The organism is Marinobacterium maritimum, assembly GCF_039523155.1.
Classification (GTDB): Bacteria; Pseudomonadota; Gammaproteobacteria; order Pseudomonadales; family Balneatricaceae; genus Marinobacterium; species Marinobacterium maritimum.
This window is the reverse complement of record NZ_BAAAET010000001.1, coordinates 1,074,296-1,094,537: the sequence shown is the minus strand read 5'-3', so window position 1 is coordinate 1,094,537 and position 20,242 is coordinate 1,074,296. Positions and strand designations below refer to the sequence as shown.

19 protein-coding genes are annotated in these 20,242 nt (G+C 54.9%); 11 read left to right on the top strand and 8 right to left on the bottom strand.

The window, feature by feature from the left end; genetic code table 11:
- Positions 1–307: 307 nt before the first annotated feature.
- From pedF to ABD013_RS04965, 8 genes are all read left to right on the top strand, one after another.
- The gene (gene pedF / locus ABD013_RS05000) at positions 308–748 is read left to right on the top strand and encodes a cytochrome c-550 PedF (protein ID WP_343803146.1); all 441 of its coding nucleotides are present in this window, start codon (positions 308–310) and stop codon (positions 746–748) included.
- Positions 735–1,670 (top strand): substrate-binding periplasmic protein, encoded by a 936-nt coding sequence (locus tag ABD013_RS04995; RefSeq protein WP_343803143.1) that lies wholly within the window; start codon positions 735–737, stop codon positions 1,668–1,670. The genes pedF and ABD013_RS04995 overlap by 14 nt, the downstream gene beginning before the upstream one ends.
- Before the next feature lie 40 nt (positions 1,671–1,710).
- A complete protein-coding gene (locus ABD013_RS04990; protein ID WP_343803141.1) occupies positions 1,711–2,475 on the top strand; it encodes a quinoprotein dehydrogenase-associated SoxYZ-like carrier in 765 nt (254 codons plus the stop codon).
- A 9-nt stretch (positions 2,476–2,484) separates the two neighbouring features.
- Complete coding sequence (locus tag ABD013_RS04985) at positions 2,485–3,408, top strand: quinoprotein relay system zinc metallohydrolase 1 (RefSeq protein ID WP_343803138.1); 924 nt, start codon at positions 2,485–2,487, stop codon at positions 3,406–3,408.
- A 178-nt stretch (positions 3,409–3,586) separates the two neighbouring features.
- Positions 3,587–5,353 carry a PQQ-dependent methanol/ethanol family dehydrogenase gene (locus ABD013_RS04980; protein ID WP_343803135.1) on the top strand — a complete coding sequence of 589 codons (1,767 nt, stop codon included), beginning with the start codon at positions 3,587–3,589 and terminating at the stop codon, positions 5,351–5,353.
- Positions 5,354–5,671: 318 nt separating this feature from the next.
- Complete coding sequence (locus tag ABD013_RS04975; RefSeq protein ID WP_343803132.1) at positions 5,672–6,820, top strand: porin; 1,149 nt, start codon at positions 5,672–5,674, stop codon at positions 6,818–6,820.
- 396 nt (positions 6,821–7,216) lie between these two features.
- Complete coding sequence (gene nosP / locus ABD013_RS04970) at positions 7,217–8,338, top strand: nitric oxide-sensing protein NosP (protein ID WP_343803129.1); 1,122 nt, start codon at positions 7,217–7,219, stop codon at positions 8,336–8,338.
- Entirely contained in the window at positions 8,328–10,919 is a 2,592-nt protein-coding gene (locus tag ABD013_RS04965; RefSeq protein ID WP_343803126.1) for a hybrid sensor histidine kinase/response regulator, read from the top strand. The genes nosP and ABD013_RS04965 overlap by 11 nt, the downstream gene beginning before the upstream one ends.
- A gap of 20 nt (positions 10,920–10,939) precedes the next feature.
- Here the strand turns inward: ABD013_RS04965 and ABD013_RS04960 are convergent, their stop codons facing one another.
- Together ABD013_RS04960 and ABD013_RS04955 are read right to left on the bottom strand one after the other, a co-directional pair.
- The gene (locus ABD013_RS04960) at positions 10,940–11,614 is read right to left on the bottom strand and encodes a response regulator (protein ID WP_343803123.1); all 675 of its coding nucleotides are present in this window, start codon (positions 11,612–11,614) and stop codon (positions 10,940–10,942) included.
- 65 nt (positions 11,615–11,679) lie between these two features.
- Positions 11,680–12,270 carry a PQQ-dependent catabolism-associated CXXCW motif protein gene (locus tag ABD013_RS04955; RefSeq protein WP_343803120.1) on the bottom strand — a complete coding sequence of 197 codons (591 nt, stop codon included), beginning with the start codon at positions 12,268–12,270 and terminating at the stop codon, positions 11,680–11,682.
- A 198-nt stretch (positions 12,271–12,468) separates the two neighbouring features.
- On the opposite strand from ABD013_RS04955, the gene ABD013_RS04950 reads away from it, so the two are divergent.
- Complete coding sequence (locus ABD013_RS04950; RefSeq protein ID WP_343803118.1) at positions 12,469–12,816, top strand: PilZ domain-containing protein; 348 nt, start codon at positions 12,469–12,471, stop codon at positions 12,814–12,816.
- A 74-nt stretch (positions 12,817–12,890) separates the two neighbouring features.
- The gene (locus ABD013_RS04945) at positions 12,891–13,442 is read left to right on the top strand and encodes a hypothetical protein (RefSeq protein ID WP_343803115.1); all 552 of its coding nucleotides are present in this window, start codon (positions 12,891–12,893) and stop codon (positions 13,440–13,442) included.
- Here the strand turns inward: ABD013_RS04945 and ABD013_RS04940 are convergent.
- Both ABD013_RS04940 and ABD013_RS04935 read right to left on the bottom strand, forming a co-directional pair.
- Entirely contained in the window at positions 13,417–14,322 is a 906-nt protein-coding gene (locus ABD013_RS04940; protein ID WP_343803112.1) for a DMT family transporter, read from the bottom strand. The genes ABD013_RS04945 and ABD013_RS04940 overlap by 26 nt on opposite strands.
- Before the next feature lie 89 nt (positions 14,323–14,411).
- Entirely contained in the window at positions 14,412–14,843 is a 432-nt protein-coding gene (locus ABD013_RS04935) for an RrF2 family transcriptional regulator (protein WP_343803109.1), read from the bottom strand.
- Positions 14,844–15,231: 388 nt separating this feature from the next.
- Here ABD013_RS04935 and rnk point away from each other — a divergent pair, with 388 nt between their 5' ends.
- Positions 15,232–15,618, top strand: a complete 387-nt coding sequence (rnk, locus tag ABD013_RS04930; protein ID WP_343803106.1) for a nucleoside diphosphate kinase regulator — start codon at positions 15,232–15,234, stop codon at positions 15,616–15,618.
- Between the two features lie 76 nt (positions 15,619–15,694).
- Here rnk and paaK read toward each other — a convergent pair whose 3' ends face one another.
- The 4 genes from paaK to paaH are packed head-to-tail and all read right to left on the bottom strand — an operon-like array spanning position 15,695 to position 20,240.
- Positions 15,695–17,002: a phenylacetate--CoA ligase PaaK gene (gene paaK / locus ABD013_RS04925; RefSeq protein ID WP_343803103.1), complete on the bottom strand. Its 1,308-nt coding sequence runs from the start codon at positions 17,000–17,002 to the stop codon at positions 15,695–15,697.
- A gap of 60 nt (positions 17,003–17,062) precedes the next feature.
- Positions 17,063–18,271, bottom strand: a complete 1,209-nt coding sequence (pcaF, locus tag ABD013_RS04920; protein ID WP_343803100.1) for a 3-oxoadipyl-CoA thiolase — start codon at positions 18,269–18,271, stop codon at positions 17,063–17,065.
- A gap of 11 nt (positions 18,272–18,282) precedes the next feature.
- Positions 18,283–18,738, bottom strand: a complete 456-nt coding sequence (gene paaI, locus ABD013_RS04915) for a hydroxyphenylacetyl-CoA thioesterase PaaI (RefSeq protein WP_343803097.1) — start codon at positions 18,736–18,738, stop codon at positions 18,283–18,285.
- Positions 18,735–20,240 carry a 3-hydroxyacyl-CoA dehydrogenase PaaH gene (gene paaH, locus ABD013_RS04910; protein ID WP_343803093.1) on the bottom strand — a complete coding sequence of 502 codons (1,506 nt, stop codon included), beginning with the start codon at positions 20,238–20,240 and terminating at the stop codon, positions 18,735–18,737. The genes paaI and paaH overlap by 4 nt, the downstream gene beginning before the upstream one ends.
- Positions 20,241–20,242 lie beyond the last annotated feature (2 nt).

Sequence of the window (20,242 nt, the reverse complement as noted above, 5' to 3'; positions counted from 1 at the left end):
CTGTATGACGGCCACGGCAAAGCGCCCGCAAGGATCGGGGGTCAGGCAAAGGGGTAAAGGGATATCAACCTGGGTGAGCGGGATTTATTCCCGACAAATCATAAGCTTATGCGTAAGTTTTACGACTTTGGGCGGGGTGTGTCAAACCTTGGTCCTGTTCCTGCTCTGAATTTACTACCAAGGGACCATATTTTGCCTGCCAAGGTGTAATTCTGAGACTGGCGTGCCTGGTTCATCATGAAGTCATCAAAGTCGGGCGGCTGCGCTCGGCATTCCGATTAGCCGATAAAAATAATGGTGACCCCGCATGTCCAAGCTGAACAAGATCACAGGTCTGATGGCCGCTGCCGCAATGGCTACCGCAGTTTCCGGTACTGTTCTGGCACACGGTGATGTGACGCCTCAGGCTGTCGATACAGAAGGCCTCACACCACTGGGTGAAGAGTGGGCTGATACCAACCCTTATCGTGACAGCGATGATTTCGACCGTGCTGTTGAAATCGGTGCCTCTGCTTATAACCAGAACTGCGCCCGTTGTCACGGCCTCGATGGCATTTCCGGCGGGATTGCACCTGATCTGCGTTATCTGACTGCCGACTACGATGGTGACGAGTGGTTCAAATACCGCGTCATCAATGGCGCAGTGCGTGACGGAGCCGTTTACATGCCGAAGATGGCGGAGACGCTGAGCCAGGAAGCGCTTTGGTCAATCCGCAGCTGGCTGGAGACGAAGTATGTTGAGGAATAAGCTGGCCGCGCTGCTTATACCCCTTCTGACAGGCCTGCTCGCTTGCGAGCAGGCTTTTGCGCGTCTGTACGATGATGTCATGGCGTCTGGTTACATCCGCATGGGAGTTTACAAGGACTTCCCGCCTTACTCGTTCATGCGAGACGGTGAACCAGCCGGGGTCGATGTTGAGATCGCTCAACGGGTAGCCAAAGCCTTCGATCTAGAGCTGCAACTGCACTGGATCACCCCTGACGAAAATCTCGAAGATGACCTGCGCAACAACGTATGGAAGGGACACTACCTGGACAAGGACGAAGAAAATCCGCTGGCCATGAAGCATCTGGCTGACGTAATGCTGAGGGTGCCCTACGACAAGGCCTATGCCTACAAGCAGGACTCTCTGGGCTATTTGATCAATGAGCAGGTCGTGATGAAAGCCCCTTATCAGCAGGAGCGGTGGCAGGTTGCTTACGACAGCAAGAAGCTGGAGGCGGTTCGCACCGTTGCGGTATTCCAGTATGAACCCATAGGGGTTGAGGTTGATAGCGTACCCGCTTTCTACTTTACCTCGGCCATGGGGGGGCGCATGCGCAACATGACGCACCATTACGCCTCACCACGTCTGGCCTTTGAGGCCATGCAGCAGGGCAAGGTGGCCGCTGTCATGGCGATGCAGTCAGAAATCGACTGGCTGCTGGGTCAGGCAGGCAGTGCCCAATATCGTCTGGCCGAAAACGGCTTCCCGACCATGGGTAAGCAGACCTGGGATATTGGCATCGCCATCCGACAGACCGACCGTCAGCTGGGTTATGCCGTCGAGGAAGTGCTGGATAGAATGATTCGTGACGGCGAAATGGCTGAACTCTTCGCTGCTTACGGCCTGCGCTATACCAAGCCGGAGTTCTATCAAGTGATGGCGGAGGGAAGCGCTGCCAACTAAGCACCTGCCTGAACAATAAAAACAACACGAGGTAGAAAACATGACAGGAATTTATCGTCTGCTAACAGGGCTTCTGGCCCTGTTTGTCTTTAGCGCTCAAGCGACCCAACCGGATGACCCGCTTGAGTCCGTCATGTGGGATTACACCCGCAAGATTTTTATCGGTAACACAGACTACCGATTCGATCCGAACATCCGGATTGAAGTCCCCGCCTTTGCGGAGGATCCGACCCAGGTGCCTATTACGGTGGATGCTCGTGCTCTCAAAGGGAATATCGACCACATTGTCGTATGGGCTGACCTGAACCCCATCCAGCATATCTTTAACTATTACCCCAGCGAACAGGCCAGTCCCAAGGTTTCATTGCGCATCAAGGTGCAGCAAAGCACGGCCATTCGTGCAGCGGTGCTGACCAAAGATGGCAATTGGCATATTGGTTATGCGCAGCTAGAGGCGGCCGGCGGTGGCTGTACCACACCTAGTATGGGTAATGCCGATCCGTACTGGCAAAGCCATCTCGGGGAAGTAAAGGCCAGGCGATTTAACACCGAAGAAGAGGGCGGGGCGCGCTACAAGTTTCGTGTGATCCATCCCATGGATACGGGGCTGGTCGATGCGATCCCGGAATTTTACCTGCAGCAGGTGGAGCTCAAGGGGCCAAATGGCGACACCGTGGTGCGTATGGAACTGTCACCGCCGGTTTCGGAGAATCCGGTCATCAGCTTTGATCTCAATGATCGCCGTGACGGATACCAGCTTTGGATACGTGATAACGGTGGCAACGAGTTCAGCCAGGCGCTTTAAGGAGGCCACATGAGAATTCTGACAATACTGCTGGCGCTGACACTGGGCCTGCCAGCCAGTGCAGCTCAACTGACATACGATCTCAAGGCTGAAGAAGTTGCCAAGGATACCTGGTTTATTGAGGGCAAGACGGAAGACTTCAGTTTTGAGAACGGTGGCAACATCGTGAATACCGCCTTCATCGTGACTACTGAAGGCGTTCTGGTACTGGATACCGGGGTATCAAAACGCTACGGGGAAGCCCTGCATGAGCTGATCCGCAATACGACGGATCAGCCAATCAAGCTGGTCATCAATACCCATCAGCATCCCGATCACTTTCTTGGCAACCAGGCCTTTGTGTCTGCACCTATTGCATCGCTGCAACAAACACAGCAACAGATCCTGCAGAACGGCAATGCGTTCGCGGAGAACATGTACCGACTGGTGGGCGACTGGATGAGAGGTACCGAGGCTGTAGCTCCCAATCAGCTGATTGAGCCGGGCATGATGCAGATGGGTGATCATCAGCTTGAATGGATTGAACTGACCGGCCACAGCGGTGCCGACCTGGTGCTTTATGACCATACAACCGGGGTGCTTTTCCCGTTTGATATGGTGTTTTATCAGCGCGCACTGACCACTCCTCATACGCCGGGGCTCAAGCAGTGGCAGAACGAGCTGGAGCAGCTGCGGCAGATACCGTTCAAGCTGATGTTGCCGGGCCATGGACCCAGGGTAACCGACCGGCGCGCACTGGATCAGATGAAGGATTATCTGATGTGGCTGGATAGCACGCTGAGATCATCGGCGGAGCGTGGCATGAGCATGACGGAGGTGATGGCCCAGCCCATTCCTGAACGCTTCAACAGCATTGCGCTGCGTCGTGCCGAATTCGAACGTACCGTATTTCATCTCTACGCAAACTACGAAGAATCTGTTTTCGACCAGTGATAGCCCTGAAAAGCCCCATATTTCGGGGCTTTTTGGCGAGTATTACTACCAAGTGAGGAGAAAACTGCTTCGCCGGTTCAATTGTTGGATCTGTGGTCAGATTCAAAAATGCCTATACGGATCGGGAAAATTTCCCGATTTCTCCTGGAAAACAAAAAAATCCTAAAAGGGGACAGCAATGAAGAAAATTGGCCGCAGCAAAGGCTTTGCCCTGACCGCTCTGGTTGCTGCCATGTCCTGTGCCAGCGTTGCACAGGCAGGCATCACCGACAAGGATATCCTTGCCGACCAGATGACCACTGAAGACGTGGTATCCAATGGTCTGGGTCCGCGCGCTCAGCGCTACAGCCCGCTGGACAAACTGAATGCTGAAACCGTCAAGGAACTGCGTCCGGTATGGTCGTTCTCCTTCGGCGGCGAGAAACAGCGTGGGCAGGAATCTCAGCCGATGGTTAAGGACGGTGTCATGTATGTCACCGGCTCCTATTCCCGCGTATTTGCCATCGATGCCAAGACCGGTGAAGAGCTGTGGGAATACAATGCTCGTCTGCCGGACGGCATCATGCCCTGCTGTGACGTAATCAACCGTGGTGTTGCCCTCTATGGCGACCTGGTGATCTTCGGCACCCTGGATGCCAAGCTGGTAGCCCTGAACAAGGACACCGGTAAAGTTGTCTGGAAGAAGACCGTAGCTGACTACAAGGAAGGCTACTCTCTGACCGCCGCACCGCTGGTGGTTAAAGGCAAGATCATCACCGGTGTATCCGGCGGTGAGTTTGGTGTTGTCGGCAAGGTAGAAGCCTATGACGCCAAGACCGGTGACATCGTCTGGACGCGTCCGACCGTTGAAGGTCACATGGGCTACATCTGGAAGGATGGCAAGAAGGTTGAAAACGGTATCTCCGGTGGCAAACCGGGCGAAACCTGGCCGGGTGACCTATGGAAGACCGGTGGTGCAGCAACCTGGTTGGGCGGCACCTACGATCCTGAAGTCGACCTGATGTTCTTCGGTACCGGTAACCCGGCTCCGTGGAACTCTCACCTGCGCCCGGGTGACAACCTGTTTTCATCCTCCCGTCTGGCGATCGACCCGGACACCGGCAAAATCGTTTGGCACTTCCAGACCACTCCGCACGATGGTTGGGACTTCGATGGTGTAAATGAGCTGATCTCCTTTGACTACAAGGACGGTGGCAAGACTGTTAAAGCAGCAGCAACTGCTGACCGTAACGGCTTCTTCTACGTACTGAACCGTGAAAACGGTGACTTCATCCGTGGCTTCCCGTTCGTTGACAAGATCACCTGGGCGGAAGGTCTGGATGACAAGGGTCGTCCGATCTTCAAGGAAGGTGGGCGTCCGGGTAATCCGGCGGATGCCAAAGAAGGCAACAAGGGTGAGCCTGTAGTCTCTGCTCCGTCCTTCCTGGGTGGCAAGAACTGGATGCCGATGGCGTTCAGCCAGGATACCGGTCTGTTCTATGTGCCGTCCAACGAATGGGCCATGGATATCTGGAACGAGCCAGTATCCTACAAGAAGGGTGCTGCTTACCTGGGTGCTGGCTTCACTATTCGTCCGATGAATGACGACTACATCGGTGTGCTGCGTGCGATCGATCCGAAGTCAGGTAAGGAAGTGTGGCGCTACGAGAACTATGCTCCGCTGTGGGGCGGCGTTCTGGCCACCAAGGGTAACCTGGTGTTCACCGGTAACCCGGAAGGCTACCTGATGGCGTTCGACGCCAAGAGCGGTGAAATGCTTTACAAGTTCCAGACTGGTTCCGGCATCGTCGGCTCTCCGATCACCTGGGAGATGGATGGCGAGCAGTACGTGTCCGTCGTTTCTGGCTGGGGTGGTGCGGTACCGCTTTGGGGTGGCGAAGTGGCCAAGCGCGTGAAGCACCTGAACCAGGGTGGTTCCGTGTGGACCTTCAAACTGCCGAAATAACGCTGATTATCAGCTGAAGCTCTGTTGTTCAAAGCCCTGCCGGGTAACCGGCGGGGTTTTTTGCGTTGAACTTTTGCAGAGTATTAAATCTAATTAAAACAGCGGGTTATCATGACTCTCTAATGTTGCACCTGCTTCTGCTACCTTGGGTCAGGGTCGTACGACCGGGGCAGCACTACCAGTATTGCTGCACCTGGTGAAACACCAAGGTGGCAATCGATTCCCTCCTGTGCAGCATGTGTTATCTCCTCATCAAACGGGATGATCAAGCCATCGTAATCACGATGTCATGACTGAAGTTTGAATCTGGGGGAAACCATGAAAAATAAAAAAATGACCACCAAACTGCTGCCCGCGATGATCGCGTTGGGCATGGCCACACAGGCACACGCTGGCATTACACTGTACGACAAGGAAGGGACTACCTTCAGCACCGATGGCCTGATCAACGCTTTCTATGTTCAGAGCGACAACGACGGTCGTCAACAGTCCCGCGTCAAGATGGGCTTCCTGCCCAACTGGATCGGCTTCAACTTTGGCAAGGAAACAGGCGATCTGAAGTTGGGCGCTCGTTCCTCATTCTGGGTCAGCATCAACGATTCTGATGTCGTACGCGCCAACAACCAGGGCCGCGGTGAATCTCTGGGTACTGACACCGGTATCGATGTGCGTCAGTTCTACGGTACCGTTGACGCTGACTGGGGTCAGGTGTTGATCGGTAAGGATTTCGGCCTGTTCAACCGCACCAACATCATGTCCGACGAGCTTTTGCTCGGCTACGGCCAGACCTCTGATTCCCTGGGGCTGATCGACGGCGGTAACGTTTCCTTCGGTAACATCGGCAGCGGTTACACCTATCCGTTCCCGAAGGCACAGATCACTTACCGCACCCCGACCAAGAATGGCTTCCAGCTGGCAATTGGTATTCTTGATCCGAGCAAGGCCGATACGGATTCCTCAGAAGAAGCACCCCGTTTTGAAGGTGAGCTGACCTACGGTACCGACTTTGATAATGGTTCTTTCAAAGCCTGGCTGGGCGGCCTCTACCAGAGCTCTGATGATCCCGATGGCGCTGACGTAAATAGCATCGACTCGACCGGTGTGTCCTATGGTGCCAATGTTAAATTTGGCGACCTGTCATTGACCGCGTCCGGCTTCCAGAGCGAAGGTATTGGTACCATTGCTGCCATCGACAACCTGGTGGTTGCTGAAGATGTAGAGCTCGAAGGTTACCTGGTACAGGGTTCCTACACCTTTGGCCCGAACCGTGTTGCTCTGTCTTACGGCGAAAACGATGGTGATAATGGCGTAGACTTTAACTACGAAAATACAGCCGTTGCCTGGTTCTACACTGTGAACAGCAACCTGAAACTGGTTGCAGAATATGACCAGACTGAAGTGACCGTCGCCGGCGTGGAAGCTGAACAGAACGACACTGTAGCCTTGGGTGCCGTTCTGACCTGGTAAACCGCGTTGTTGTAAAACTGGACCGCACAACTGGACCCCTTCACCGGTTGTGCGGTTTTTTCATTCATGCCGCTAGACGAAACTACAATACGCATTTCTCCTCCGGCCCAAGCTGAGTCCTTGCGAGGACGCAGCTACCTTCTGAAATTTTGCTAATGCTTCATTGTCGGCTAGTGCTTTGGTAGTAGTTTTACAAAAGAAAGATCTTGTCCAATCTTCTGCGAATCATTTTCCTATACATATCAAATAGATATCTTTTGTTTTTATTTTTGAACAAAGTACTGAAGTAGAATTACCTGTCCATCTGGGCCCGATTACAATTTAAATTGCCATGTTTTTCAGCGCGAGTGCCAACCAATGAACGCGCCCTTGTTCAAAGAACCGATACGTTCCGCCATGTCATCCTCGCGCGATCCACATCGTGCTGCAGCTGAACTGGCGGCTGAACTCAACAACATCGAGCTGGGGTTTGTGCTGTTTTTCTGCTCCGCCGAGTATGATCTTGAATTGCTATCCTGCGCCTTGACGGCCGCCTTTCCGGATGTGCAGGTCGCAGGATGTACGACTGCAGGTGAGCTGACTCCCCGTGGCTATGACCAGGGGACGGTCACGGCCATAGGTTTCGACCGCAATCTGTTTTCCATTGAGGTCGGGCTGGTCGAAGAACTGGACCAGTTTACGCTGACCGAAGCGCAGGCACTGATCGACAAACTGGTTGCCGGCTGCCGTGAGAGAAGAGTGGCGCCCACCAAGGGGCATACCTTTGCCCTGACGCTGCTCGATGGCTTGTCTAGTCAGGAAGAGCTGGTTTTGCTCACACTTGACTCGGTGCTGGGCAGTATCCCTCATTTTGGTGGTTCAGCAGGAGACGATATCCACCTGACAGGCACTCATGTGTATTACGATGGTGCGTTCCGTACCCGCGCCGCAGTAGTTGTAATGGTAAACACGCCGCTCGATTTCGAAGTGTTTACGACCCACCATATGCGTAGCCTGGAACAGAAACTGATTGTCACCCAGGCGGACCCTTCCACTCGCACGGTTTATGAGCTGAACGCAGAGCCGGCCGCCATCGAGTATGCGCGACAGCTGGGCTTGAATCCCGATGAGCTCGACTACCGTGTCTTTGCACTTAATCCGCTGGCCGTTCGTATAGGGCAGGAGTATTACGTGCGCTCGATCCAAAAGGTTAACCCGGACATGAGCCTGACCTTCTACTGTGCCGTGGAGAACGGGATTGTGCTGACCGCAATGCAGCCTGATGCGATGCTCGCCAATCTGGCTCAGCGCTTCGAATCGATCGAGCAAACACTGGGTGAGCCGTTGATCACCATTGGCTGCGACTGCTTCCTTAGACGATTGGAAGCGGAATATACCGGGCGCACGGAAGCAACATCTGATTTCCTGGTCGAGCACAATGTGATCGGTTTCAATACCTACGGCGAACAGTTCGATGGTATGCACCTCAACCAGACCTTTACCGGGGTCGTGATTGGCAGGACAGCAAATGAGTTCTGATTCTACGCACGAACAGTTATTGGCAAGGATTGCTCAGCTTGAGCAGGAAAACGACAAGCTGACCCGGATGAAAGATGCGCTGATCGAGCGTGTCGAGTCGAGCAGTACGGTGCGTACGGCACCTTACGCCGCCTTCGAGCACTCGGTAGTACTAGCAGAACAGGTTCGTGAACGTACTGAAGCACTGAATACCGCACTGGCCGAGCTCAAGCGCAGCAATTTCGCTCTTAAACAGGCCAATCAGGAGGCTGCAACTGCGCATCAGCGCCTTATCGATGCCATAGAGAGCATTTCAGATGCTTTCGTGCTTTTTGACAAGCAGCGACGGATCCTGTTGTTCAACAGTCGTTTCCGTGAATACTGGGAAGGCACGGGTACTGAGATCGAACGCGGCACCACGATTCAGGATGTCAGTAGACTGGCGATTGAGTGTGGTGTCATTCTCGAAGAACATGTCGGGCGAGGGGATGAAGCCACCGTTTACCGGTTGGCTACAGGTCGCTGGGTGCAGGTTAGCGAGCGTCATACCGGAGAAGGTGGTCTCGTCATTCTGTACACCGATATCACCGACCTCAAGGCCAGTGAAGCGGCACAGCGGGAACAGGCGTTGGCGCAGAAAAGCCGACTGTTGCAGAGTACGGTCGACAACCTGTCTCAGGGCGTCGCACTGGTCAACCCGGATGGCTGCCTGGAAGTATGGAACGACCGTTTTCTGGAACTTACTCATGTGCAGGCCGCTGACGGAATGCCCTTTGACCAGCTGCTGCAGCAATCCGAGGTTGCGCTGCTCACCCCTGAGCTGCGTGACAGCACTGGTAAATGCCTGCATGAGATGGAACAACGTCTGTCTGATGGACGCGTGCTGGAGATTCGTACGCACCCCATGCCATCGGGTGGCTTCGTCAACACTTATACCGATATCACCGAGCGCTACCAGTATGCTGAGACGCTGCGCGAGAACGAGCATTGGCTGCGCCTGATTACCGACCATGTACCGGCCCTGATCGCTTACGTGGGTGAAAATGGCTGCTTCCAGTTCACTAACCAGGTTTACGATGACTGGTATGGCTGGCCACGTGGCACCCTGATTGGACAGAGTATTCGCCAAGTACACGGCGACCAGCTGTACGGACGACTGGAGCCCTATATCCAGCGCGCGCTGGGGGGCGAGAACACCACATTCGAGATTGACGAATACAATGCAGCTGGCGAGACACGCCATATGCTCAAGTCCTACGTTCCCAACCTGGATGGAGAAGGGCGTGCGGTCGGGTTCTTCGTGCTGATCCGTGACATTACTGAACGCAAGCGCACCGCGATGGCACTGCAGCAGGCGTATCAAAATCTTGAGCAACGGGTTCGTGAGCGCACTTCTGAACTGACTGAAGTGAATCAGCAATTGCGCCAGGAGATCGACGAGCGGCGCGAAATTGAGGCACGCCTGCTTGAAGCCAAGCAGGATGCTGAACAGGCCAATCTGTCCAAAACCAAATTCCTGGCGGCCGTCAGTCATGACCTGCTGCAGCCGCTGAATGCCGCCCGGCTGTTTACCGGCGCCCTATTGGAGCAAGCCATGCCGGAACGGATCGGCTCTCTAATCTGTTCAGTCAGCAACTCGCTGCAGGACGTGGAAACCCTGTTGGGCACCCTGGTTGATATCTCCAAGCTGGATGCCGGTGTAATCAAGCCAGACATCAGCGCTTTCCGTCTCAATGAACTGCTCGACACCCTGGCTGCGGAGTATAACCAGGTCGCGGCGGCCGAAGGGCTCAGGTTTCGGTTCCGTGGCAGTGATGCCGTCGTCGTTAGTGATGCTACGCTGCTGGCGCGTATTCTGCGCAACTTCCTGACCAATGCCCTGCGCTATACCCCATCTGGAGGTGAGATACTGCTCGGTTGCCGCCGTCGCGGCGACAAATTGCTGATTGAGGTTTGGGATACCGGATCCGGTATCCCTGCGGACAAGCTGACCGAAATTTTTCAGGAGTTCCGCCGCATACCCAATACCAACCATCAACAGGACAAGGGGCTGGGTCTGGGGCTGGCGATTGTCGATAAAATCAGCCATATGCTGGAGCATCCGATCAAAGTCCGCTCTCGCGAAGGGGTTGGCTCGGTATTTTCTGTAGAGCTGCCAGTCGGGCGGCTTAATCCGCAATCCTTTACCCCCAGATTCAGGGAGCCCGGCATCGATAACCAACTTCAGGGTGCCCGTATCTGGATGGTCGACAACGATGCTGCCATCTGTGCCGGCATGGCAACGCTCTTGGGTGGCTGGGGCTGCGATGTAGTGACCGCGCTGGGGCTTGAAGATCTTCAACAGCAACTCTCGGTTGGCAGTGAGCCACTGGACTTGTTGATCGCCGACTACCACCTGGATGATGGCGCCACCGGCATCGATCTGGTACGGGATATACTCCAGCAGAGGTCAGATACACCACCGGTCCTGATGATTACGGCGAATTACAGTAATGAGTTGAAGCAGGAGGTGAAGGAGCAGGGTTATCTGCTGATGAACAAGCCAATTCGACCATTGAAACTGAAAGCAACACTGGCGCACCTGTTGCAGGGCCGGAGCTAACCGGCCCAGACTGGAGTCGTTTAACGACGGAGATACTGCGCGAAATCGATATCACTGGCAGACAGGATCGCCTGTACGCGGTTATGGACACCAAGCTTGCGCAGAATGGCGGAGACGTGTGCCTTGACCGTTGTTTCGGCGATATGCAGGTTATATGCGATCTGTTTGTTGGACTCTCCCTTGGCCATCCGTTCCAGCACCAGCAGTTGGCGACGTGTCAGGGAGGAGAGAAGTTCAGGTGCAATTTGGGGGTGCTCGCTGGTTCGGCGGTTACGACGACTACTGTCCTGATCACTCTGACGAATGATGTCAGAAGGCAGGTAGACATTGCCATCCAGAATCTGCTGCAGTGCTTCCGTCATTTGTGCACGCGGTGATGACTTCGAAATGAAACCGACAGCACCACAAGTGATAGCCTGAAGTACGACCTGCTTGTCATCTTCGGCAGAAACGATCACGACCGGAATGGTCGGGGCTTCGTTACGCAGAGAAATCAGCCCGTTGAGGCCGTTCATGCCCGGCATGTTCAGATCAAGAAGTACCAGATCAAGATCATCGTGTTCCTGAGCCAGCGCAAGCGCACTTTCGAGATCTTCGGTTTCGATGGTTTCAGTATCAGGAAATCCGGTTTCGATTACGTTGGTAATCGCTTCACGGAATAGCGGATGGTCATCGGCGATGAGTATTTTGTACACGTTAATTTCCCCATTTATCGTTATTATTCAGTCACTCATGGACCATCCGTGTCAAATAGTTTGTCTCATTTCTGGAGTCCGACCGCAAGTTGAAAGGGTAGTGGGGTCGCCTTTTCCAAACTAAGATCCGCCTCTTGCCAGCCATCCGTACCTTCGGCATACCAGTACACTTGGCGATAACCCCATTGCGATGCCCGTTTAACGGCGTTCCACGACATCCAGCAATCCGCTGTGCAGTAAAAGACCAATGGATAATCCCTATCCCCTGAACTGGCCTGTAACAGCCCCTGGCGGAAATATTCGGCCCAGTCGGGCGCCAACTCTCCCAGCCCCACATTGGGCATCCAGAGGCTGCCAGGCAGGTTGAAACGGGGCTTGGTCAGCAGAAAGATGCCATCCTGCCAGCGTACCGGCTGAACATCGATCAGTGCAGGGCGGGGCTGCTGGCGTATCAAAGCCTGCAAAACGCTAGTGTCGATTCGTTCTCCGCCCTCTGCTACATCTGGTGTCGGGCTGCGATAGCGGGCGATCCTGAACCCTTCCCAGGAAAACATGAGATCGATATTCGAGCCACCAGTGACAGTCTCGGCGTGTGTCTGTCCAAGGGTAAGCCCTGCTAAAGCCACAACAGCCAGTCGTTTCAAAATCGAATTCATATAGGTTTCTCCATGATGCTATTACACCTTGGAGTGCTTTTAGGATGAATTCGACGTTGGCGGCAAAAAACCAACACCTAAGTAGTAAGTGCACTCATGTAGTGTAAGGTATTGATCATGCAAACATGACTTTGAACATTGCTGCGCTGGATAAGCCTGCATATGATTAAGCAATTGCTGTATCAATGAGTAAAAAACATGTTTCAGGAACGACGTATCTATCCCCGTATCCCCTGCAAGGTGGATGCTGAACTGGAAACCACAACTGGCCAGATGTTCGATGTTCGACTGATCAATATCAGTCGCAGTGGCTTTTATATTGAAGGCGGCGATGACCTGTCCGACTTGCAACCACCCGAGGGGCTGGGTGCCACCGAAATTTGGCTGCATTTCGGCCTGGAAACCAGTGCGCTGCATTGCCATTGTCGAATCATCTACAAGCGCCGCAATGCACATGACAGTATTGGTCTTGGCCTGCATATCATCTCTACTGATGAAGCAGCGTTGAACACCATTGAGCATTATGTTACCGCCAACCTTAACTGAACGCGTATCCGAGGCCTGTTTTGATCAGACCTTTTCATCTGGTATTACTTGCAGCGTTACTCATCGGATTCTGGGTGACCGATCCCTTCTCGGGCTCGCAAACCACTGTTGAAACACCACGGCTCGATGTGGCGGTCGATCGCAACCAGCCAGTGCAGAAAAACCTGTCGCCGGCACCCAGCGTTCGCTTCAATGAGTATCAATTGACGCTGCTGGCCGAGTTCTCGGTTGATGCGCGTGTGTTGGGGCGCGAAGATTACCGCTTCGGCCGTGAAGCTGAACTTTCCCCCTGGGACTTCGCACTGGGGTGGGGCGAAATGGCCCGCCCTGAAATTGCCGAGCAGTTTGAGATTCGCCAGTCAGGTCGTTGGTACTACTGGCGCAGTAAACAGCTGCCGATACCGCAGCAGAAGGTCCAGACCAGTAGTGCCAACATGCATCTGATTCCAGCAAATGCTCAGGTTCGTGAGCAGCTGGAGCAGATCGATGAAGAGGACCAGCTGCGCCTGCGCGGGTTTCTGGTTGAGGCCAGAGGTGACGACGGTTGGCGCTGGCGCAGCTCGTTAACTCGGAGTGATACCGGCAACGGTGCCTGTGAGGTTATTCTGGTGACCGAGGTGCTTTAAGCGCTTCCGTTCGCAGTGGCGCCTTGCGCTGCTCGGCCCGGATGTTGATCAGGTTGCCGGCCAGCATCAAGCCCGCGCCAAGGGCAACAGGCAGGTCGATGACTTCCTCATAGAACAGATAACCTACCACCGCGATCAGCGGCAAGCGCATGAAGTCCATGGGCACCACCACTGTGGCATCAGCCAGTTTGAATGCGCGCGCCATGCAATAGTGTGCACTCATCGCGGTCACCGCTACCAGTAAAATCCACGGCAGGCTATTCAGTTCCGGCGTTTTCCAATCCATCAATGAAGGCACCAGGCCGAACGGCAGCTGCATCATTGTCATGTAGAACAGAATGCACAGCGGTGTTTCCGAAGCTGACAGCGACTTGGTCTGTATATAGGAAATGGCATAGCCGACCGCACCCGCCAGCACCGCCAGGGCTGCCGGATGAAGGGAGCCCATCCCGGGGCGCAAAATCAGTAACAGACCGGATATGCCGAACACCAGAGCGGTCAGCCTTGGCAGAGTCAGGCGCTCACCCAATACCATCCACGCCAGCAGTGCAGTCCAGATCGGTGTCGTGAATTCAATCGCTATCACTTCGGCCAGCGGAATAAACGCCAGGCCATAAAACCAGCCGTACTGGCCACCAAAATGTGCAATGTTACGCATCAGGTGTCCACCGGCCCGGTTTGTCTTAAGCTGCGCCCAGCCACTTCTGGCAACCAGCGCGCCGATCAGCAGTACACCGATCAGGCTGCGGAAAAACAGGATTTGAAATGTGGTCAGATCCTGGGACAGCTCACGTCCGGAAACGGCCATGGCCATGAAGGAGAAGAGGGCACCGGTCATCCAGAAAGCGGCAACCAATGCGGGGTGTCGATCCTTGAGCATGTTTAGACTCGCCAAAAAATGGGCAAGGTTAGCAACTTAATGACGGTGATGAAACCGGCGCTCCAAAACGCAGGCCGTGCCGGGCACGCCTAGAGTTCCTCAACAGCGATTAGCCGTTCACGCATGGGCTGGTTGCTCAGCAGATCGGCCAGTGTATATTGCGACAGGCTGTCAAAAAAGGCTCGTTGTGCCTCGGCTAGCACTGACTGGAGGCTGCAATTGCTGGCCAGACGACAGGGTGAACGGTGGCAGTCCACCAGGGGGGATGTGCCCTCGGTCTGAGCAATCAGAGCGCCGAGGTTGATCGCTTCCGGTTCCAGAGCGAGGCGAATACCACCTTTCTTTCCGCGGTAGGTTTCCAAATGCCCACTTTTGCCCAGGGCGTGAACCACCTTACGCAGATGCTCCAATGAAATGTCATAGAAGTGAGCGATTTCACTCAGCGTTGCAAGCCTGTCCGGGTTCATGGCTACATAGAACAGGACACGAAGAGAATAATCGGTAAAGCGGCTCAATTGCATTGATAGGGTCTCAATTCGGCTCTGACCATCGATGATACAAGATAACAGCCGCAATTATAATCATGGCCATAAAGGTCAAGGTATGCGTAAAAAGATATTGGCATGCTTGCCTTTTAGCATTGAAAGAGCTATCAATAGCAACATGTTCATACGGAATCAGAAGGCGCTTTCACGGCGCCTTTTCATGTTTTAGAGCCTGCGACATGCACAACCCGATCAGATCGAAAACGTACCCGGCCTGCAGTGTTTCAGGCCCGTTAGCCCGCCTTTGAATCTGATCTGCCTGCATCAGATCGGTGCAGGCTCACGGGTCTTTCCACTTAGCAATCTGTTTCCTTACGTTGTCCCCAAGACAGGGGGGCATCTTTGTATATCAATGGAGTAAAAAATGGCTGATATGCCCGGTATCAAGGTATCTGAAAAAGATATCGACCAACTCGAGGCCATGCTGGAGCGCAAGGAGTATCGTGATAACTCCTCACTGGATGGGTTGCGCGCTGAACTGGACCGTGCCGATGTTGTGCATCTGGACGAGCTGCCAGAGAACGTTGTGCGGATGAACTCGACCGTAACATTTGAAGTAGTGGAGAGTGGACAGAAGTTTCACCGTACTCTTTACTTCCCACACCAGATGGCCGGCAAGGAACATGCAATCTCGATTGTCGCGCCTATTGGCTCTGCCTTGCTGGGCCTTGAAGTCGGTCAAACCATCGACTGGACACTGCCGGGAGGCAAGCACAGCCATGTCCGCATCATCGAAGTGAGTCATGCCTGACTTCCCGTCATGACTAAAAAGGCCGGTTCGTGAGAACCGGCCTTTTCATTTGCAGTCAGATCAAGTTATCTAACAATCAACCTTTACGCTGGTCGAAAACACGCTTGGCTTTGCCCTCTGAGCGGGGGATGCTGCCAGTCGGTACGATATCGATCTTGGTGCTGATACCGATGTAAGACTTGATGTGGTGCTGCAGTTCCTTGATCACCGCGGCCTCGTCAGCGCCTGAGGCTTCAGGGGCCAGCTCGACTTTGACATCAACCAAATCCAGGTTGCCATTCTTGGTGATGACGATTTCATAATGCGGTGCCAGAGCGGAAACTTTCAGAATCTGCTCTTCAATCTGCGTCGGGAACACATTCACACCACGGATGATCAGCATGTCATCAGAACGGCCAGTGATCTTGTCGATGCGGCGCATCGGGCGGGCAGTACCCGGCAGCAGTCGAGTCAGGTCACGGGTACGGTAGCGGATAACCGGCATCGCTTCTTTGGTCAGTGAAGTGAAAACCAGTTCACCGTATTCACCGTCAGGCAGGACTTCGCCGGTGTTCGGGTCGATGATTTCCGGGTAGAAGTGGTCTTCCCAGATGGTGGGACCGTCTTTGGTTTCGATGCATTCCATCGCAACACCCGGACCCATGACTTCGGACAGGCCGTAGATATCAACGGCGTTGATACCGGCACGCTGCTCGATATTCTTGCGCATTTCATCGGTCCAGGGTTCGGCACCGAAAATACCGGTACGCAGCGGCAGTTCACGCGGATCGACACCCTGACGTTCCATCTCATCCAGGATGTTCAGGAAGTATGACGGGGTCACCATGATGATGTCCGGTGCAAAGTCCTGAATCAGCTGAACCTGCTTCTCGGTCTGACCACCGGACATGGGGATCACGGTGCAACCCAAACGCTCGGCACCATAATGTGCACCCAGACCACCGGTGAACAGGCCGTATCCGTAGGAAACATGTACCTTGTCGCCACGATGACCGCCAGCTGCACGAATAGAGCGCGCTACGACATTTGCCCAGGTATCGATATCGCCCTGGGTGTAGCCTACGACTGTCGGCTTGCCAGTGGTACCTGAAGAAGCATGGATACGGACAACCTCATCCATAGGTACAGCAAACATGCCGTACGGGTAGTTCTCGCGCAGGTCGTTCTTGGTGGTAAACGGAAAGTGCTTCAGGTCCTCAAGCGATTTAAGCTCAAAGGGGTGAATGCCTTTCTCGTCACACTTTTTCTTGAAGTGAGGGACATTGTTATAGCTGTGCGCAAGGCTCCAGCGCAGTCGACGCAGCTGCAGGGCACGCAGCTCATCGATGCTTGCGGTTTCGATTTCTTCCAGGGATCCGCGCAACATTGGCTGTTGATTACTCATGCTTATTCTTATCCCGTTGTCTGTAATAATTATGTTTTGATTCTGGCACCTGATTGGGGATCAGACGCGTTCGATGATAGTGGCGATACCCTGACCGACACCGATACACATCATGCAGAGTGCATAGCGGCCACCAGTACGGTGCAATTCGTACATGGCTGTGGTGATCAAGCGCGCACCGCTCATGCCCAGCGGGTGGCCCAGGGAGATGGCGCCGCCATTGGGGTTGACGTGTGCAGCGTCGTCAGCGAGGCCGAGGTCACGGGTTACCGCGAGCGCCTGAGCGGCGAAAGCTTCATTCAGCTCGATCACATCCATATCATCCAGCGTCAGACCAGCCTTGGCCAGCACCTTACGGGCAGCCGGAGCGGGACCAAAGCCCATGATGCGCGGCTCAACACCTGCAGTTGCCATGGCAACGATGCGGGCTTTCGGCGTCAGGCCATGCGCCTTGGCAGCTTCAGCAGAAGCGATCAGCAGGGCACAGGCACCGTCGTTGACGCCTGAGGCGTTACCGGCTGTTACGGAGCCGCCGGCACGGAAGGGCGCTTTCAGCTTGGCCAGGGTTTCCAGTGTGGTACTGGCACGCGGGTGTTCGTCGGTATCGAAGATGATCGGATCAGCCTTACGCTGCGGAATGGTGACCGGCACGATCTCTTCCGCCAGCTTGCCGTTCTGCTGAGCGGCAGCGGTGCGCTGCTGGCTGCGCACGGCGAAGGCGTCCTGGTCTTCACGGCTGATGTTGAAGTCTGCAGCCACGTTTTCTGCTGTCTCGGGCATGGTGTCCACGCCGAACTCGGCTTTCATCAGCGGGTTGATGAAACGCCAGCCGATGGTGGTGTCATACAGACCGTTCGGGTTGCGAGAGAAGGCTGATTCGGCCTTGCCCATCACGAAAGGTGCACGGGACATGGATTCAACGCCACCGGCAATCATCAGCTCGGTGTCGCCGGACTTGATTGACCGTGCCGCCAGGCCAACTGCATCCATACCGGAGCCACACAGACGGTTTACGGTAGTGCCCGGTACGCTGGTCGGCAGGCCGGCCAGCAGCGAGGACATGCGCGCTACGTTTCGGTTGTCTTCGCCAGCCTGGTTGGCACAGCCGTAGATGACATCGTCAACCTGATCCCAGTCTACCTCCGGATTGCGCTCCATCAGCGCTTTCATCGGGATAGCACCCAGGTCGTCAGCGCGTACGCTGGCCAGAGTACCGGCATAGCGACCGATCGGGGTGCGGATCGCATCACAGATAAAGGCATCTTTCATTGGGTATCTCCTCAGATGGCAGACTCATCTTCCGGCAGCAATGTCCCCTTGATCTGGTAGGACTTGCCACGGAAGAAGGCCAGCTCTTCATTGTTCTGGTTAAAAACAGTGATGTCATATACGCCGGTACGACCCTTGCGCTGACGTTCTTCTGCCACTGCAGTCAGGGTATCCTCAAGAAAACCCGGAGCGACATATTCGATGCTGCAGCCGCTGGCAACGGTTACCTTGTTGTAGCTGTTGCAGGCGTGCGCAAACGCGGTGTCGGACAGAGCAAAGATGAAACCGCCGTGGCACATGCCGTGACCATTGAGCATATCCTTGCGAATCTTCATACTCAGGCGGGCATAGCCCGGACGTGTCTCTTCGATCTGGATGCCCAGGCCCTGGGCCGCATAATCGGTTTCATGCATGGCGGAGCTGCAGGCTGTTGCCAGCTGCTCCGGGGTCATTTCGGATGTACTCATGACTGGCGACCTCTAGCAACCTTGCGCAGCAGCAGGGGAGACGGACGGTAACGATCTTCACCGTAGCTGCCACCCAGATTGCGCAGTACATTGAGGATACGGGACAGGCCAACGGCATTAGCCCAGCTGATCGGTCCGCGCGGGTAGTTAACGCCGCCCTGCATCGCGATATCGACCGCTTCTTCGTTACACACCTGCTGGTTAACGGCGTCGAAGCCCTCATTGGCCAGCATTGCCAGTGTACGCATCACGATCATGCCCGGAATGTCATCGATCACGCTGACCGCCTTGCCCGCAGCCTGGAACAAGCCTGTCGCCTGTTCGATCGCCTTGGCATCGGCCTTGTCGGCCGGGGCAAGCGCGATACGGCTGGCTTGAGCGTAATCCAGCGCCAGATCAAAATGGATCAGGTTCGGGTTGCTGATCTCGGTGGCACGTACGGTAGAGAACTGGCCATTGGTCAGCATCAGCGTGGCATCGCCAACCTGAATGCGGCCGTCACCTTCTGTACGAACCACTTCTACACCCGCGGCCTCAAACAGAGCCACCAGCGGCTCGGCAACACCCAGCTCGCCTTCGATGGTTACGCTGGCAGGCTTGGCAGCCGGAGCCGCTGTTTGCGGCTGAGGTTTCTCGGCGCCTTCGCTGTAATCATAGAAGCCCTTGCCAGTCTTGCGACCGAAGTGTCCAGCATTGACCAGTTCAAGCTGAATCAGGGACGGCAGGAAACGCTGGTCGTTGTAGTAGGCCGCAAACACGGAAGAAGTAACGGCATAGTTGACGTCGTGGCCGATGAGGTCGGTCAATTCAAACGGACCCATGCGGAAACCGCCGGCTTCACGGATGACAGCGTCGATGGTGGCGTTGTCGGCACCGCCTTCCTGGGAGATACGGAAGCCTTCCGCATAAAAGGGGCGTGCGACACGGTTAACGATAAAGCCGGGTGTTGATTTGGCGTGAACAGGCTTTTTGCCCCAGCTGGCAGACAACTCGAAGATAGCATCGGCAATTTCCGGCTTGGTATCCAGGCCGCTGATCACTTCTACCAGCTTCATGATCGGAGCCGGGTTAAAGAAGTGCATACCCACCAGGTTCTGCGGACGCTTCAGCGTGCTGCCGATGGCAGTGACAGAGATAGAGGAGGTGTTGGTAGCCAGTACGGTCTGCTCGGAGCAGATATCTTCCAGCTGGCCAAACACACTCTGTTTCACGTCAAGGCGCTCAACGATGGCTTCGAGTACCAGTGCAGCCGGTGCCATCTCCTCGAGGGAGTTGATCACCTGAATGCGGCCAACCAGAGCGTCAACTGCTTCCGCGGTCATCTTGCCACGGGACACCAGCTTCTGCAGGCCTTTCAGGACGCCTTCACGGCCACGTGCGGCAGCACCTTCGGCGGCATCAAACAGCAGCACAGGGTGGCCAGCCTTGGCGGCGACCTGGGCGATACCTGCACCCATGGTGCCGGCACCGATCACTCCGATAACGGATTCAGTGGTAAACATGC